The sequence below is a fragment of the Nocardia sp. NPDC051030 genome (assembly GCF_040683015.1).
In the GTDB taxonomy this organism is placed as follows: domain Bacteria; phylum Actinomycetota; class Actinomycetes; order Mycobacteriales; family Mycobacteriaceae; genus Nocardia.
Genome location: NZ_JBFBCD010000005.1, coordinates 430,305 through 445,794, shown reverse-complemented (window position 1 = coordinate 445,794; position 15,490 = coordinate 430,305). Strand labels below are relative to the sequence as shown.

At 64.1% G+C, this 15,490-nt stretch carries 14 protein-coding genes; 7 read left to right on the top strand and 7 right to left on the bottom strand.

Going from position 1 to position 15,490, the window contains the following annotated elements:
* Positions 1 to 10 precede the first annotated feature (10 nt).
* From ugpC to AB0N05_RS19665, 6 genes are all read right to left on the bottom strand, one after another.
* Complete coding sequence (gene ugpC / locus AB0N05_RS19690; RefSeq protein WP_364695767.1) at positions 11 to 1,090, bottom strand: sn-glycerol-3-phosphate ABC transporter ATP-binding protein UgpC; 1,080 nt, start codon at positions 1,088 to 1,090, stop codon at positions 11 to 13.
* A 24-nt stretch (positions 1,091 to 1,114) separates the two neighbouring features.
* Positions 1,115 to 2,461, bottom strand: a complete 1,347-nt coding sequence (locus AB0N05_RS19685; protein WP_364695764.1) for an ABC transporter substrate-binding protein — start codon at positions 2,459 to 2,461, stop codon at positions 1,115 to 1,117.
* Positions 2,462 to 2,480: 19 nt separating this feature from the next.
* On the bottom strand, positions 2,481 to 3,272 hold the full coding sequence (locus AB0N05_RS19680; RefSeq protein ID WP_364696523.1) for a carbohydrate ABC transporter permease: 792 nt from the start codon (positions 3,270 to 3,272) through the stop codon (positions 2,481 to 2,483).
* A 53-nt stretch (positions 3,273 to 3,325) separates the two neighbouring features.
* A complete protein-coding gene (locus AB0N05_RS19675) occupies positions 3,326 to 4,255 on the bottom strand; it encodes a sugar ABC transporter permease (RefSeq protein WP_364695761.1) in 930 nt (309 codons plus the stop codon).
* Positions 4,256 to 4,528: 273 nt separating this feature from the next.
* Positions 4,529 to 5,434: a L,D-transpeptidase gene (locus tag AB0N05_RS19670; RefSeq protein ID WP_364695758.1), complete on the bottom strand. Its 906-nt coding sequence runs from the start codon at positions 5,432 to 5,434 to the stop codon at positions 4,529 to 4,531.
* A gap of 294 nt (positions 5,435 to 5,728) precedes the next feature.
* Positions 5,729 to 7,123 (bottom strand): cytochrome P450, encoded by a 1,395-nt coding sequence (locus AB0N05_RS19665; protein ID WP_364695755.1) that lies wholly within the window; start codon positions 7,121 to 7,123, stop codon positions 5,729 to 5,731.
* A 134-nt stretch (positions 7,124 to 7,257) separates the two neighbouring features.
* On the opposite strand from AB0N05_RS19665, the gene AB0N05_RS19660 reads away from it, so the two are divergent.
* Positions 7,258 to 7,902, top strand: coding sequence for a hypothetical protein (locus AB0N05_RS19660; RefSeq protein ID WP_364695752.1), 645 nt, complete (start codon positions 7,258 to 7,260; stop codon positions 7,900 to 7,902).
* A 95-nt stretch (positions 7,903 to 7,997) separates the two neighbouring features.
* Here AB0N05_RS19660 and AB0N05_RS19655 read toward each other — a convergent pair whose 3' ends face one another.
* A complete protein-coding gene (locus tag AB0N05_RS19655; RefSeq protein WP_364695749.1) occupies positions 7,998 to 8,663 on the bottom strand; it encodes a serine protease in 666 nt (221 codons plus the stop codon).
* A gap of 467 nt (positions 8,664 to 9,130) precedes the next feature.
* Between AB0N05_RS19655 and AB0N05_RS19650 the strand changes: the two genes are divergently transcribed.
* Genes AB0N05_RS19650 through AB0N05_RS19625 form a run of 6 tightly spaced genes read left to right on the top strand, consistent with a single transcriptional unit; the run spans position 9,131 to position 15,476 of the window.
* Positions 9,131 to 9,982 (top strand): ABC transporter permease, encoded by an 852-nt coding sequence (locus AB0N05_RS19650; protein WP_364696520.1) that lies wholly within the window; start codon positions 9,131 to 9,133, stop codon positions 9,980 to 9,982.
* Positions 9,983 to 9,985: 3 nt separating this feature from the next.
* Positions 9,986 to 10,849, top strand: coding sequence for an ABC transporter permease (locus AB0N05_RS19645; protein WP_364695746.1), 864 nt, complete (start codon positions 9,986 to 9,988; stop codon positions 10,847 to 10,849).
* A 13-nt stretch (positions 10,850 to 10,862) separates the two neighbouring features.
* A complete protein-coding gene (locus tag AB0N05_RS19640) occupies positions 10,863 to 12,338 on the top strand; it encodes an MCE family protein (protein ID WP_364695743.1) in 1,476 nt (491 codons plus the stop codon).
* On the top strand, positions 12,335 to 13,369 hold the full coding sequence (locus AB0N05_RS19635) for an MCE family protein (RefSeq protein ID WP_364695740.1): 1,035 nt from the start codon (positions 12,335 to 12,337) through the stop codon (positions 13,367 to 13,369). Before AB0N05_RS19640 ends, AB0N05_RS19635 begins: the two co-directional genes overlap by 4 nt.
* On the top strand, positions 13,366 to 14,364 hold the full coding sequence (locus AB0N05_RS19630) for an MCE family protein (RefSeq protein WP_364695737.1): 999 nt from the start codon (positions 13,366 to 13,368) through the stop codon (positions 14,362 to 14,364). The genes AB0N05_RS19635 and AB0N05_RS19630 overlap by 4 nt, the downstream gene beginning before the upstream one ends.
* Positions 14,361 to 15,476, top strand: coding sequence for an MlaD family protein (locus AB0N05_RS19625; RefSeq protein ID WP_364695734.1), 1,116 nt, complete (start codon positions 14,361 to 14,363; stop codon positions 15,474 to 15,476). Before AB0N05_RS19630 ends, AB0N05_RS19625 begins: the two co-directional genes overlap by 4 nt.
* Positions 15,477 to 15,490 lie beyond the last annotated feature (14 nt).

Here is a 15,490-nt window from a genome sequence, read left to right as displayed (position 1 = left end):
CTCGAGCGTATTAGCGTAGGCGCAGTTCGGTTTTCGCGTCGAAGAAGAAGACTTCCTCGGGCTTCGGAGTCAGCCGGAGGCGGTCGCCGAGTGCCACCTGGAAGCGGCGGTCGACGCGGGCGACTATGCGGCCGGAGCGGCTGGACCAGGCGTCGGTGATGCCGTGCGAGTAGAGGAAGGATTCGCTGCCGAGTTCTTCCAGGAGTTCCACTTCGACGGCCAGGGAGTCGGACGGGTTGGTGGTGACTTCCCAGGATTCGGGGCGGATGCCGACGATGACGTTCTTGTCGGTGATGGTGCGGGGCACCGGGATTCGCAGGTCGTTGAGGACGGCCGAGCCGTTCTCAACGGGAGCGGTGAGCAGGTTCATGCCGGGTGAGCCGATGAAGCCTGCGACGAAGGTATTGATCGGGTCGTCGTAGAGGTCGCGGGGTGCGGCTACCTGTTGGAGTTTGCCGTCCTTGAGGACTGCTACGCGGTGGCCCATGGTCATGGCCTCGACCTGGTCGTGGGTGACGTAGACGGTGGTGGTGCCGAGCCGTTTTTGCAGCGCCGCGATTTGGGAGCGGGTGCTGACCCGGAGTTTGGCGTCCAGGTTGGAGAGCGGTTCGTCCATGCAGAAGACCTGGGGGCGGCGCACGATGGCGCGCCCCATGGCGACGCGCTGGCGCTGGCCGCCGGAGAGCTTGGCCGGTTTGCGGTCGAGGAGTTCCTCGAGCTCCAGCATGGCGGCCGCCTCTTTGACGCGAACCATGGTGTCGGCCTTGCTGACTCCGGCATTGCGCAGCGCGAATCCCATGTTCTCGGCCACGGTCATATTCGGGTAGAGCGCGTAGCTCTGGAACACCATGGCCACATCGCGGGAGCGCGGCGGCAGGCCGGTGACATCCTTGCCGCCGATATGAATTCGCCCCGAGGTGACGGCCTCGAGGCCCGCCAGCATGCGCAGACTGGTGGATTTGCCGCACCCGGAAGGCCCGACCAGCACCAGGAATTCGCCGTCGGCGATCTCCAGGTTCAGGTCGTCGACCGCTGGGGCGGGCGCACCCGGGTAGGTAAGGGAAATCCCCTCGAACTGCACAGTCGCCATGCTGGCGGGTCTCCTCTTGATCGCTTACTTGGGCAGCTTGGGGGTGATCTGCCGGTCGATGATGTTCTGCAGCTGGGTGGTCACGTCGGCGAAAGCCGCAGCGGCGTCCCGGTTCTGGAGTCCGATCTGCTCCAGGCCGGTGCCGATGATCTGGTCGCCACCCGGCAGGAAGACGCGGGCGTAATCCTGCGGCTTGGTCACCGCCAGCTGGTCGATGGCCGTCTTGGAGTTCGGGTTCTTGGTGAGGAAGTCCAGCTCGCTCGGATCCTGCATGGCCGACTTGCGGACCGGCATGTACCCGGTGGCCTGCGAGAAGTACGAGGTGTTCTCCGTATTGGTGATGAAGTCGATGAACTTGAGCGCATTCTCCTTGCGCTTGTCCGAGATTCGCGACGGGATCGCCAGACCGGCGCCGCCGGTGGTGGCGCCCGCCTGCCCGTTCGGGTGCGGCAGGAATGCGGTGCCGAATTCGGTCTTACCGGCGGCATTGGTCTTGATGCTCTTCAGATCGCCGGTGGAGCCGATGGCCGAGGCGATGATGCCATTACCGAAATCGACTGCGTACGTGGGCCGGATGCTCGCGTACTTCTTGTTGTTGATCGAATCGCGCAGGTAGTTGCCCGCCGCGATGGTCTGCGGCTCGTTGAACTTCAGCTTCCACTCGTCGGAGTAGTGCCCGCCGAAGGTCCAGGTCGGTCCCTGGAAGGTCCAGGCCAGGTAGTTCTTGGCGTCACCCCAGCCGTGCGCCCACTTGTCCGCGCCGAGCAGGCTCTGGATCTTCGGGCCCCACTCGTCGAACTCGGTCCAGCTCTCCGGGCCGCGGTCGGGCAGACCGGCCTTGGACCAGAGGTCCTTGTTGTAGTAGAAGATCTGCGTCGAGCGCGAGTACGGCAATGCCCAGGTCTTGCCATTGAACTTGTAGTCGTTGACGAAGGTGTCGACATAATCCGAGACGTTCACGCCCGCCGACGCGAAGTGGCTGTCCAGCGGTTCGATGCTGCCGTTGAGCGCGTAGTTGAACCACCAGACGTCCGACAGGATGACCACATCCGGCAGTTCTCCGCCGGACAGTGCCGCATTGAACTTCTGCGACACCTCCTCGTAGTTCTTGCCCGCGTCGATCAGATTGACCTTCAGGTCCGGGTATTTGGCCTGGAACCGGTTGATCAGCTCGGCTTCCTGGTCCTTGGAGGTGCCGGGGTGGTTGGACCAGAAGGTGATGGTCTTATCGTCCCCACCCTGCTTGCTGCCGCCGCCGGATCCGGCACAGGCGGTCAATGCCAGCCCAGCCGCAGCCGCGCCGGTGAGGCCGAGGAACCCGCGCCGTGACAGAGCAGGTCGGTGCCCACTGAAAAAACGTGATTCGGACACAGGAATCTCCTTCTGGGACTTAGCCCTTGACCGCACCGGAGGTGAGGCCCTTGATCATGTGACGCTGCAGCGCCAGGAAAACGATGAGAATCGGCAGCATGGTCAGAATGACTCCGGCCATCACCGGCCCCCAGTTCGTGACGCTGGGGTTCTCGGTGTTCTGCAGGAGGGTGAGGCCGACCGGCAGGGTGGCGACCCGCGAATCGTCGGCCATGAGGAACGGCCAGAGGTATTCGTTCCACTCGTTCACGAGGGTGACCACGAGGAACGCCACCATGGTCGGCCCGGACATGGGCAGCACCACCCGCGTCAGCAGACGCCACCAGCCCGCGCCGTCCATGCGCGCCGCCTCGATGACCTCATTGGGCAGCGACAGGAAGTGATTGCGCATGAGGAAGGTGCCGAAGGCGACGCCGCACAGCGGAACGATGATGCCCTGAAAGGTGTTTCGCCAGCCCAGCTGCGCGATGAGCGCGTAGTTGGAGATGACGGTGATCTGGTTGGGGACCATGAGGGCCGCGATGATCACCAGGAACAGCAGGGTCTTGCCCGGGAACCGCAGGAACACCAGTCCGTACGCGCTCAGGACGCCGAGCACGAACTTCACCGTCGTGATGATGCCGGTGATGATGATCGAGTTCCGCAGGAACTGCCAGAACGGCAGTGTGGTGGTGGCGTCCTTGTAGTTCGAGGCGAGCCAGTGCTTCGGCCAGTACTGGACCGGCTGGGTGTAGATGTCACCGTGCGCCTTGAACGAGGAGGTGAGGATCCAGAACAGCGGGACGCCGACGATGATCAGCACGCACGCCATGGCCGCGTAGCCGAACACCTTCGCCCAGAGTTCGCGATTGGCATTGAGCCGCTTCACTGTTCGCCCCGATCCATGATGCGCACCTGCGCCAGCGTCACGCCCAGCAGCACCAGGAACATGATGCTGGCGACGGCCGCGCCATAACCGGCCCGGAAGTTGACGAAGGATTCCCGATACACCTGAAAGACCATGGTGGTGGTGCCGGTGCCGAGTGGCCCGCCGCGCGTCATCACATTGATGATGTCGAAGACCTGCAGCGAATTGAGCAGCACGGTGATGGACAGGAAGAAGGTGGTGGGCCGCAGCTGCGGCAGCAGTACCCGCCGGAAGGTCGTCCATCGGCTGGCGCCGTCGATCTCGGCCGCTTCCATCAGATCGCTCCGAACGCCTTGCAGCGCGGCCAGATAGATGACGAAGCTGTAGCCGAGGTTCTTCCAGATGTAGGTGACCGTGATCATGAACAGCGCCCAGTCCGGGTCCTGCATGAAGTCCGGTGAGGTGATCCCGAGCTTGTGCAGCACGTCCGGGATCAGGCCGAAGCCGGGATCGAAGATGAACTGGAAGCCCACGCCGATGGCCGCGCCCGAGATCACGTACGGGGCGAAGATGGCCGACCGGACCACATTGCGCCCGACCAGCTTCCGGTCCAGCAGCATGGCCAGCGCGAGGCCGAGCAGCATACTGCCGATGACGGCGGCGATGGTGAAGACAACGGTATTGCGAACGATTTGCCAGGAGTCGTCTCGCCCGAACCATTCGACGTAGTTGTCGAAGCCGATGAAGGTCGGCGGGTTGGCGTCGGAGATGTTCCAGCTGAAGAAGGACAATCGAATGTTGTCGATGAGCGGCCGGTAGACGAAGAGGGACAGCAGAGCCAGATTGGGCGCGACCAGCACTATGAACAGTGCGTAATCCTGCCAGGGTCTGCCTCGCCAACCACGCCCCGGGGGCTGCGGTAATACTCGTTCGGGCCGCGATCTCACCGCCGCAGCGTGACGGTTGCGCGCGAATAGCCGGTAACGATGGGATGCCTGGCGGTTGAACAGTCTGCGCGCAGGCGCCATCGATTGTTCACCCGGCACACCCGCTGGTGGCGCGGACATGCCGCGAATCGTACGGCTGCCCAGTCTCTTTCGCGCCAAAATCAATTGATCTTGCGACCAGCGCTCGAGACGGGCACAGTCGAGCCCGGCTCCGAATACACAGATGCCCCGCACATTTCGTGCGGGGCATCGGATGCTCGGTGCGGAACTACATCAGTTCCAGTCGCCCCAGCCGTCGCTGGTGCTCAAGGTGCCGCCCTTGGTGTTCTTGACGACCACCGGGTCACCCTTCTTCACATTGTCCATGTACCACTTGGCGTCCTCGGTGGAGACGTTCAGGCAGCCGTGGGAAGTATTGGAGTAGCCCTGCTGTGCGACGCTCCACGGTGCGGCGTGGACGAAGATGCCGCTATTGGACATGCGGGTCGCGTATTCGACCTCGAGCTTGTAGCCCTCCGGGGCGGTGGTCGGCACGCCGTAGGTGGAGCTGTCCATGATCATCTTGCGATTGCGCTCGCTGACGATGTAGGTGCCGTTCGGGGTCTCGTGCCCGGTCTTGCCCATGGAGGTGGGCATGGTCCGCACGACCTCACCATTGCGGGTGACCACGATTTCGTGGGTGGTGTCGTCGGCGGTGGCGAGGAATTCGTCGCCGATCTCGTAGGCGGTGGTGGTGCCGCCCGCGTCGACGGTGACCTTGGAGCCGGTCGGCCAGAAGTCCTCGGGCCGCCAGCGCACCTGGCTGTCACCGCGCCAGTAGAAGTGGCCGTTCACCTTATTGGTGGAGGTGATCCGGATGGACTTCTCGGCGGCCGCGTGATCGCTCACCGGCTCCTTGAAGTTGATGATGATCGGCTGTGCCACGCCGACCACCTCGCCGTCCCCGGGGGTGATGTTCGGGGCCGTGAAGTTGGCGGGCGGAATCGGCGATTTGGCGTTCGGGTCCGTCGGTGTCGAGCCGGGGGCCGGCTGCGGCATGACGGCCGACGGCACGCCCGGAAGCTCCGGACCGCCCGGCCATAGGGGAGCTGCTGAGGCGGGCGCTGCCACCAAGGCTCCGGTCGCCGCGATCACGGCGAGGGAAATCAGGCCCGTCTTCCGGTGGCGGGTAAAGCGCACAGCAGTGGTCCTCTCGATCTTTGTTCACACGCAGATCGCGGACGCACTTCGCCCGCGGTAGGTCCCAACCCCCAGTCATTCCTACCTTGCAATGCGAGTCATGCCAATCGTGTTGTGCCAGTTATGCATACCGACTTGTGGGTGTGTGCCCCGTCACATCACCTGATGTGGGTGACCAGCTTGGCGCGTATGCGCCGATGGCATCGGCGATTTCCCTATCCGGCCAGCGACGTGGGCGGAGGCGGAGTATTCACTTCCTCAAACGTGGTTGTGATCGGAATCACTTCGTATGCATCAGGGTTCGAGTACATCGAAGGTAATGGCCGCGTGCGGACCGGTCGCGATGTTATGCGGCACGGTGAGCGGCATCCGCCCGCGCGCGAACCGCGGCGAGAGCCGCAAACGCACAGCGCCGATCATGGTGGCGAGCACGATCCGCAACTCGTAATCGGCCAGCGTGGCCCCGATGCATCGTCGATGTCCACCGCCGAACGGCGCGAATTCGAATGGGCTGTACCGGCGTTCGAGAAATCGCTCCGGCCGGAACCGCTGCGGCTCGGACCACACTTCGGGATCGGAGTGCAGCAGATGTACGGATACGCCCATGGTGTCCCCCGCCACCATCGGCACCCCGCGCAGGGTGAAATCACCGGTGAGCCTGCGCAATACGATCGGCACCGGCGGATGCAGTCGCAGCGTCTCCTGGCAGACCGCGTCCAGGTAGGGCAGTTTCGCCAGTTCCGCCGGATCGAGATCGGTTCCGGCCTCGGCCAATTCCGTCCGCAGCCGGGCCAGCGTGCCGGGTTCGCGGTGCAGCCGGTACAGCGCCCACACCAGGGAGGTCGCGGTCGTCTCGTGCCCGGCGACCAGCAGGGTGCGCAATTGTTCGCGCAGGTCGGTGTCGTTGATGGCGGTGCCGTCGTCGTACCGGGTGCTCAACATCAGGGCGAGCATGTCCTTACATACCACGGCTTCACCGCCGCCACCGTCCGCGCGACGCCGCGCGATCTCGGTATCGATGAGCTCGTCCAGTCGATTCCGTGCCTCGGTGAACCGCTCCCACCCGGACAATCCGAACATATTGCGCCGCAGGGCCGGAATCAGGAAAAGCAGTCCGCCGAACGAGTTCAGGAATTCCGTTGTCACCGTGGTGTATTCGGCCAGCCGCCGAGGCTCGTCGATGCCGAATACCGCCGCGAGTATGACGCGCAGGGTGATCGCGCGCGCCGCCTCCCGCGCATCCACCCGCCGCCCGGGCCGCCACGGCGTCCCGGTCCGCTCGCCGTCGAGTTCGGCGCGCGCCGCATCCCGAATCACCTTGCCGTAGGCGCTGATTCGATTCCGGTGGAATGCCGGTGCCAACAGTGCCCGTTCCCGCTTGTGCCGCATATCGCGGGCCAGGATGAGCGAGGCGGGCCCCACCATCGGCTCGATCGGGTTCGGCAGCGGTGGTTCCAGCAATTCCACGGGGGCCCGGAACATCTCGCGCGCCCCGGCGGGCGTGCCGGTGAACACCGCCGATCCGAAGCCCGGGAAGCGCACCAGGAAGGGGTCCCCGTCGCGGTGCCGCCGCCAGCCGAAATAGCGTTCCAGGTCGAGTCCGGAGGCCAGCGCGTGCAGCAGTATCAGCCGTGGTTCCCGGGGTGTGGACAGCGCGGCCGGCCCGGCCGGTTCGGCGGCGGTGCTCATGCCTTCCTATACGTATTCATCGTGCTCCCGGTTCGGGCGGGGATCGAACTGGTCAATGGTCAAGTAAGTCGCCGATGTCGGACGGGTCGTGTATGCATGTTTGCGCCTGGTGTTTGTCGACTTTAGGACTGCGTGTGTTGCGTCAGCAGATCTCCGCCCGGATCGCGATCCCCGCGATCGCCGCCGCCGCTCTGCTGCTCTCGGGCTGTGGAACCACCATCGAGGGCACCCCGCAAGCCGCTCCCGGCGCGCAGCTCCCCGCCACCACCAAGGCGCCGACCACCACCGCCCCGGGCAAGCCGTCGGGTAAGCCGGGCGCGCCCACCTCCAAGCCGGGCGGCACCACCGGGCGTCCGGACAAGGGCGGCAGCACCGACTTCGAGGCCGCCATCGGCGATTGCGTGAAGCTCGGCGGCACCTCCGACGACGCCACCATCGACAAGGCCACCTGCGGGAGCAAGGGCGCCAATTACAAGGTGATCGGCAAGGCGAAGACCAACGCCCAGTGTCCCAAGGACGCCGATCAGGCCTACTACGAAACCGTGGCGGGCGTCGAAACCGGCGCCATCTGCCTGGATATCGACTGGGTCGTCGGCGACTGCCTCGATCTCGGTGGTGACGATCCGCAGCGCATCGACTGCCACAGCACCGGTGCCGCCGAGGGCGTGAAGGTCCTCTCGATCCTGAAGAACACCTCGAGCGTCGACGACTGCGCGGGCGGCAACAAGGGCTATATCTACGACGAGCGCAACTTCGTCGTCTGCGTCCAGACCATGTAAGAGTCTGCGGCCCAACGCGAACGGGGCGGTGATCCAGTGGATCACCGCCCCGTTCAGCGTTTGCAGTATTACAGCCGTCAGTGTCGCAGCCGATCTCAGATCGGCGCGTATCCGGATCCGACGCCACCGCGGCCATTGATATCGGCCATGATCGAGCTCATATTGGTGCCGACCTCCGGGCCGAAGCAGGCGATCGCCAGGTAGGCGTTCACCATGCCGACCAGCGTGCTGCCGACGACGACCGGCGCACCGGAATCGCCTTCGACGACGCACATCTGGCTCCAGGTCTCCATATTGGTGGCGAACACGTCACCCCAGGAGATGCCGCAGGTATTGCCGGTGGTGCGGCCTTCCTTGCAGACGATCATCGGGAATCCGGGAGGTCCCCCGAGGCCGGTGATGGTCACATTGCCGACCCGGTTGACCGGGATGACCCGTCCCTCGTTGAACTGGATGATCGCGTAGTCCAGATCGTGGTTGGAGTAGACGAACTTGCCGATCAGCCCTGCGCCACGGTCCTTTTCGGCATAGACCTGGGCACCCGCGTCGCCGCAGTGCCCCGCGGTGAGACCCACTAGGCGTCCCGCGCCGTCGTGACCGATGGTGGTCACGGTGCACTCGAACATGTCGTCGATGATGATCCCGGACCCTCCGCCGATGACTGCCGGTGCGGGATCGGCGTTCGCGGCCCCGGCGCCCAGCAGTGCTGTGCCCAAGGCGACGGTGAAGACGCCGAGCACCCCGGCGAGTTTCCTGATCATGTCCCTCCAGAGGTCGGAAGTCGCTCGAAACGTGAGGTTCTCATCCTGTCAGTATTCGGGCCAGGCTGCTGCTTGTACTGCCGCATGTTGCAGAGCCGTGTCCTGCGACCGGATCCGGGGGATACCTAGTTGGATGTGAGTTATAGGAACAATGCATGTCGTGCATTGATTTACGATAAATTTGATCCCATTAATTCTTACCCGCCAGGTGTTCACATCGGCCTAAATGTTTGGCCGCTAATCTCAAATTAGAACAAGTTCTAGATCTTGGCCAGGTTCTTTACGGCGGAAACCGACTCTGATGTGGCTGTTCACAGCGATTCATCGAAAGTGATCCGGCTCTATGACCGGAACCACAATCGGTGATGTGTTTTTCCTAACTCCGTAGTAGGGTGCGTCAAGCAAACAGTCGTCAGGAGCGGGTTACCTGGCGTCGAGAGGGGTAGCCAGTGACGTTGACGAAGAGCTTGGGTGGGCAGGGGAGCCCATCGGAGTCGCGGTTAAGTTCAGCCGTCGACTGGGCCAAGGCGTACTGGCAGGACCATCCCAAGCGGTCGCTGGAGACCGGTGGCCGGATGATGGTGATGGGTGTGGCCGCGGTCGCCGAGCTTTTCATCGCGATCTTCCGCCGCCGTTTCCCCTACGCCGAGTTCATCCGGCAGAGCGCGTTCATGACGAATGTCGCCGCCGCCCCCACTCTTCTGGTCGCCATTCCGATCGGCGTCATCGTCTCCATCCAGGTCGGCTCGGTCGCCGGACAGGTAGGTGCGACCTCCTTCATCGGCGCGGCCAACGGCCTCGGCATCATTCAGCAGGGCGCGCCGCTGGTCACCTCGCTCATGATCGCGGGCGCGGTCGGCTCCGCCATCTGCGCCGACCTGGGCTCCCGCACCATCCGCGAGGAGATCGACGCCATGCGGGTCATGGGCGTCGATCCCATGCGCCGACTGGTCGCCCCGCGCCTCGGCGCGGCCATGCTGGTGTCCGTACTGCTGTGCGGCTTCGTGGTTTTCGTCGGCTTCCTGACCGGCTACATCTTCAATATCTTCGCGCAGGGCGGCACGCCCGGCTCCTACATCGGCACCTTCGCCTCGTTCGCGGTGACGGTGGATCTATTTGTGGCGCTGCTCAAGTCGCTCATCTTCGGCTTGCTGGCCGCGATCATCGCCTGCGATGCGGGCCTGAATGCCAAGGGCGGCCCGGGCGGTGTGGCGAACGCGGTGAACACCGCGGTGGTCATGTCCGCCGTCATGCTCTTCGGCGTGAACCTGATCATCACGCAGATCTACAACTCCCTGTTCCCCCCACAGATGGTCTGAGTCGTGTCAGCAACGTATGTGCCGCCGCTGCTGCGGCCGTTCCAACGGATCAAGGGTGTCGCGAACTCGCCGCGAGACTTCGTGGCCCGCATCGGTCACCAGGTTTTCTTCTTCCTGCGCTCGATCGGCTCGATGCCGATGGCGTTCAAGCACTACCCCAAGGAAGTCTGGCGGCTGCTGTCGGACGTCACCTGGGGCAATGGCAATCTCGTCGTCGGTGGTGGCACCGTCGGCGTGGTGCTGATCCTGTCGGCGTTCGGCGGTATGACCGTGGCCATCCAGGGTTACACCTCTCTGAACCTGCTCGGGTTGAGTCCGCTCACCGGTGCGATCTCCGCCTTCGCCACCACCCGTGAGCTCGGACCCATGCTGGCCACCCTCGCCTTCGCGGCGCAGGCGGGCTGCCGGTTCACCGCGCAGCTGGGCGCCATGCGCATCTCCGAGGAGATCGACGCGCTGGAATCGGTTGCCATCCGGCCGCTTCCGTACCTGGTGAGCACCCGCATGATGGCGGCCATGATCGCGATCGTGCCGCTGTACTGCATCGCGCTGCCGCTGGCCTACATCTCCTGCTCGCTGACCGTGACCCTGATCGGCGGCACCGCGACAGGCACCTTCCAGCATTACTTCTATCAGTTCCTGATACCGCACGATGTGCTGTACTCACTGATGAAGGCGATCATCTTCGTCGCGATCACCACGTTCATCCAGTGCTACTACGGCTTTTTCGCCTCGGGTGGCCCGGAGGGCGTGGGTGTCGCGGCCGGTCGCGCCATCAAGCTCTGCATCATCGCGGTGGTCTTCGCGGACCTGTTCATCACCTTGGCGATCTGGGGCGTCAACCCCGGAATCCGGATCTCGGGATAGGGGGCGCACAACCATGATCATCGATCCGAGCGGGCGTGGCCCGACCATGCGGCAGCTGCTCCTCGCGGGCGTCGCCGGTCTCATCGTCTTCGCCATCATCCTGGGTTTCCTGATGGCCCGCTACAAGGGCTACTTCGTCGAAAAGGTCAATGTCACCGCGAATCTCACCACCACCGGTGACGGCCTGCCGGCCAATGCGGACGTGAAGTTCCGCGGTGTGCTGGTGGGCGCGGTCAAGGATGTCTCGGTGGCCGCCAAGGGCGAGCTGCAAGAAGTGCACATCGAGATGAAGCCGGACTATGTGGACGGCATCCCGGCCAATGTCACCGCGCGCGTGGTGCCCTCGAACCTGTTCGCCGTCACCTCGGTCGAACTCGTCTACAACGGCTCCGATGTCGCACACCTCAAAGAGGGTTCGACCATCACCGAGGACAAGTCCAAGGGCACCATCGCCCTTCAGGACACGCTGACCACGGTCCGCGACATCCTCAGCAAGATCGACCCGGTGCAGTTCGGCCGCGTGCTGGGCACGCTGTCCTACGCACTGGACGGCAGCGGGCGCATGCCCGGCTCCACCATCGAGCGGGTGGACCACTGGCTCACCGAGGTTCGCGGTTCGGTGCCGAACGTGTCCGGATTCCTGGACGACTTCTCCAACTCGATGCACGCGCTCAACCAGTCCGCGCCGGAACTCATGACGGTGCTGTCGGATTCTGTGAAGACGGCGCAGACCATCTCCGACCGTCGCGCCGAGCTGGTCTCGCTCATCGCGGGCGGCTCGAGCACGGTGGACAAGGTGAACGGGCTGTTCGCCCGCAATCCCAATGTGGGTAAGGAGGTCACCACCGGAACCAGCGCCCTGTTCGGCGCGCTGTCCGACGATCCGACCGCCATCCCGCAGGCCATCGCGAACCTCAATACCTCCATCCGCCGCCTGAACTCGACCTTCAACTGGGGTCCGCAGCGGCAGATGGTCTGGAACATGGGCATCACCTTCACGCCCTACAAGCCGTACACCCGGGACGACTGCCCGCGCTACGGTGAACTCGCCGCCCCGAGCTGCGCCACCGCGCCGCTGGTATCGGACCCGGGCACGCTGCCGGAATCCTTGCGACCCAAGGCCCTCGACTCCGCCGCCGGACTGCCGAAGACACCGCCGCCGGCCGGATTCCCGAGCATTCCGGGATTCAATACCGACAACACGTCGCAGCAGGGCGCGCAGAACCCGCAATCGAGCGACCCGTTCTCGGGCACTCCGCTGCAGGGCCTGTTCCCGAACCTGGCACCTGCGACGCCCGGCGCTGCACCCGCTTCGCAGCCCGCGACCGTGCAGCCCGCCTCCGTGCAGAAGGCCGGTCCGGTCGCCTACGCCGGTGACGACGCCATCACCGCCCTGCTGGGCCGGCGTCCGACCGCGGGCGAGTACCTGCTGCTGAGCTCGATCTTGAGGGGTGGAACGTTGCAAGTGACCGAAGGGGCGGGTAAGTGAGCATTCGCAAACCCCTGATCGGCTTCACGCTCTTCGCCATCGTGGCCATCCTGGTGACCTCGGTCATCTGGAACACGCTGGCGCGCAGCGTGGATGGTCCCACCAATACCTATAAGGCCACCTTCACCGACGTGCTCGGCCTGCGTGAGGGCGATGACGTCCGCATGGCCGGCGTGCGCGTCGGCAAGGTCGAGAAGATCGAGCTCGACAAGAAGAACCAGGCCGAGGTGACCTTCATCGTGCAGCGCGATCAGTCGCTGTACGGCGATACCAAGGCGCTGGTTCGCTACCAGAACCTGATCGGTCAGCGCTATGTCGCGCTGGCTCCGGACAAGAAGCCGGGCGGCAGCCACACGCCGCTGCGCAACAATGGCGCGATTCCGATCGAGCGCACCGAGCCGTCCTTCGATATCTCGGGTCTGCTCAATGGTTTCCAGCCGCTGTTCCAGGCGCTGCAGCCGGAGCAGGTGAACAACCTCTCCAATACGTTCGTGCAGGCCTTGCAGGGTGACGGAGTCTCCTTGAGCGCCTTCATCACCCAGGCGGCCACCCTCGCGAGCGACTTCCAGCGCCGTGATGCCATCCTCGCCGATGTCATCACCAACCTGTCCGGTGTCATGCAGGGCCTGGCCAAGCGTGGCGACGAACTCGAGACGCTGGTGACCCAGACCCGCTCCCTGATCGGCGGCCTGTACGCCCAGGGGCAGTCGCTGCAAGCCTCGACGGTCCAGATCGCGGATGCCACCACGGCTCTGGTCGGCATGCTCGGCCAGATCCAGCCCAAGCTTTCGCTGGCTCAGAGCGCCACCAAGGACGCCCTGACGCTGCTGATCGCCAATGGCGCCAAGCTGGATCAGGCCGCGGTCGACTTCCCCGCCATCCTCGCCAATGTCGGCAAGTTCACCCAGAACGGCACGTACGCCAACGCGTACCTTTGCAGCCTGGATGTCTCGCTGTACGGTGTCCTCTTCCCGCGCGGTCTGTTCAACCAGATCGGCGGCAACTCTCACTCGGCGGTGTGCCGTCCATGATTGCGAAACTCAAGTCCCGCTTCGATTCCAACCGTAATTTCTGGCTTGGTCTGCTCGGCGCGCTCCTGATCGTCGGCCTGCTGGCCGGTTCCAGCCTCTACAAGATGGTCGGCGTCGGCGAGCACACCATCAAGGCCGAATTCGTGCAGTCCGCCGGTATCCGGGTCGGTGACAAGGTGGCCGTCTCCGGCGTCTCGGTCGGCACGGTCTCCGGCACCAAGCTCGAGGGCGACCACGTGCTGGTCAGTCTGTCCGTGAAGAAGGACGTGAAGATCGGCCCGGACGCCAAGGCCTCGATCAAGATGGCGACCCTGCTGGGCGCGCGCTTCGTCGACCTGATCCCGGGTGACGGTTCCGGGGTGAAGGACAACCGGATCCCCAAGTCCAACACCAATGTTCCCTACAACCTGGCCGATGTGGTGCAGGAGGGCACGCCCAAGTTCGCGGAGCTCGACACCAAGCAGCTGGCGAATTCGCTGAATCTGATCAACCAGCAGTTCGGTGACACTCCGCAGCTGACCACGCAGGCGCTGGATTCCATCGGCGCACTCGCCAAGACCATGAACGATCGCAAGGATTCGGTCGATCAGCTGCTCAAGGACCTGGACCGGGTCACCAAGATCCTCGGCGACAACCGGAACAGCGTGCTGCTGGTCATCACCCAGGGCGAGGCCATCGCCAGCCGGGTGATGGAGCGGCAGGGCCTGCTGAAATCGCTGCTGGACAATATCGCGAGCCTGAGCCGCCAGTTGCAGCAGATCGGTACGGACAATGACAACCAGTTCGGTCCGACCCTGACCCAGCTCAACACCATGGCCGAGGGTTTGCAGAAGAACAAGGACAATCTGGACCGGCTGCTGTCGATCATGCCGACGTCGGTGCGGACGTTCAACAATGCCTTCGGTAATGGCAATTACGGCGAGGTCGGCCTGCCGTGGCTGTTCCCGGACAACTGGTTGTGCTTCGCGCAGGTGAACGAGGGGTGCCACCAATGAAATCCATGAACCTCGCTCGAATCGACCTGGCTCGAATCGCCAAGGCCGCCATGATCGGTGCCGCGGCGTTCGCGATCGGCAGCTGTTCGCTGGTACCGCTCGGCGTGAAGGACGCGGCCGGGCAGACCCAGCACTTCACCGCCGACTTCCTCAATATCGCGGGCATGTTCGAGGGCAACCCGATCACCGTGCTCGGGCTCGAGGTCGGCCGGGTCGACAAGATCGTGCCGAAGGGTCAGTACGTCGAGGTCCACATGACGGTGGATGCGGGCGTGGACATTCCGAAGAATGTGCAGGCGGCCATGGTGTCGCCGTCCATCGTGACGGACCGGCACATCGAGCTGACCCCGCGCTACACCGGCGGCGAAAAGCTCAAAGAGAACTCGCATCTCACGACCGCGCAGACCAAGACCCCGGTCGAGCTGGACTCGATGATCAAGACCATCGACAACTTCGCCGAGGCGCTCAAGCCGCAGGAGGGGCAGGAGGGCATCGGCCCGCTGTCCGGCCGCGTGCTGTACCCGATGATGAACGGCAATGGCGAGAAGATGCGCGACACCCTGAACGCGCTGTCCGGCGCGCTCAAGGTGGGGGTGGACAACAAGGATGCCGTCTCGACCATCATCATCAAGCTGAACGAGCTCACCACCATGCTGGCCGACAATGACCAGTCGGTGCGCGACTTCAGCAACAAGATCACTCAAATGACCGGACTCCTGGCCGACCAGGCCCCCGGCCTGCAGGCCACCCTGGATCAGCTGAATGGCTTCCTGGCCAACACCAGTGGCGCGTTCTCGCAGTACTCCGATCAACTCAACGGCACGCTCACCGGCCTCACCAATGTCACCAACCAGCTGCGCGCCAACGCCGCCGGGATGGTCGAAGTGGTCGATGTCGCGCCGCTGCTCATGCAGAACCTGGATCGCTCGGTCAACCGGCAGGGACAGTTCATCCGCCTGCACGCTGTCCTCGGCACCGGATTCTCCGGTGAGATCGTGAGCCTGTTCTGCGAACGTATTCAGATGAAGGCGGACGGCTGCCGCACCGGGAAGATCGAAGACTTCGGACCCGATTTCGGTCTGACCGCAGCCATGTTGGGACTGACGAAATGAGCAATAGGTTTCTT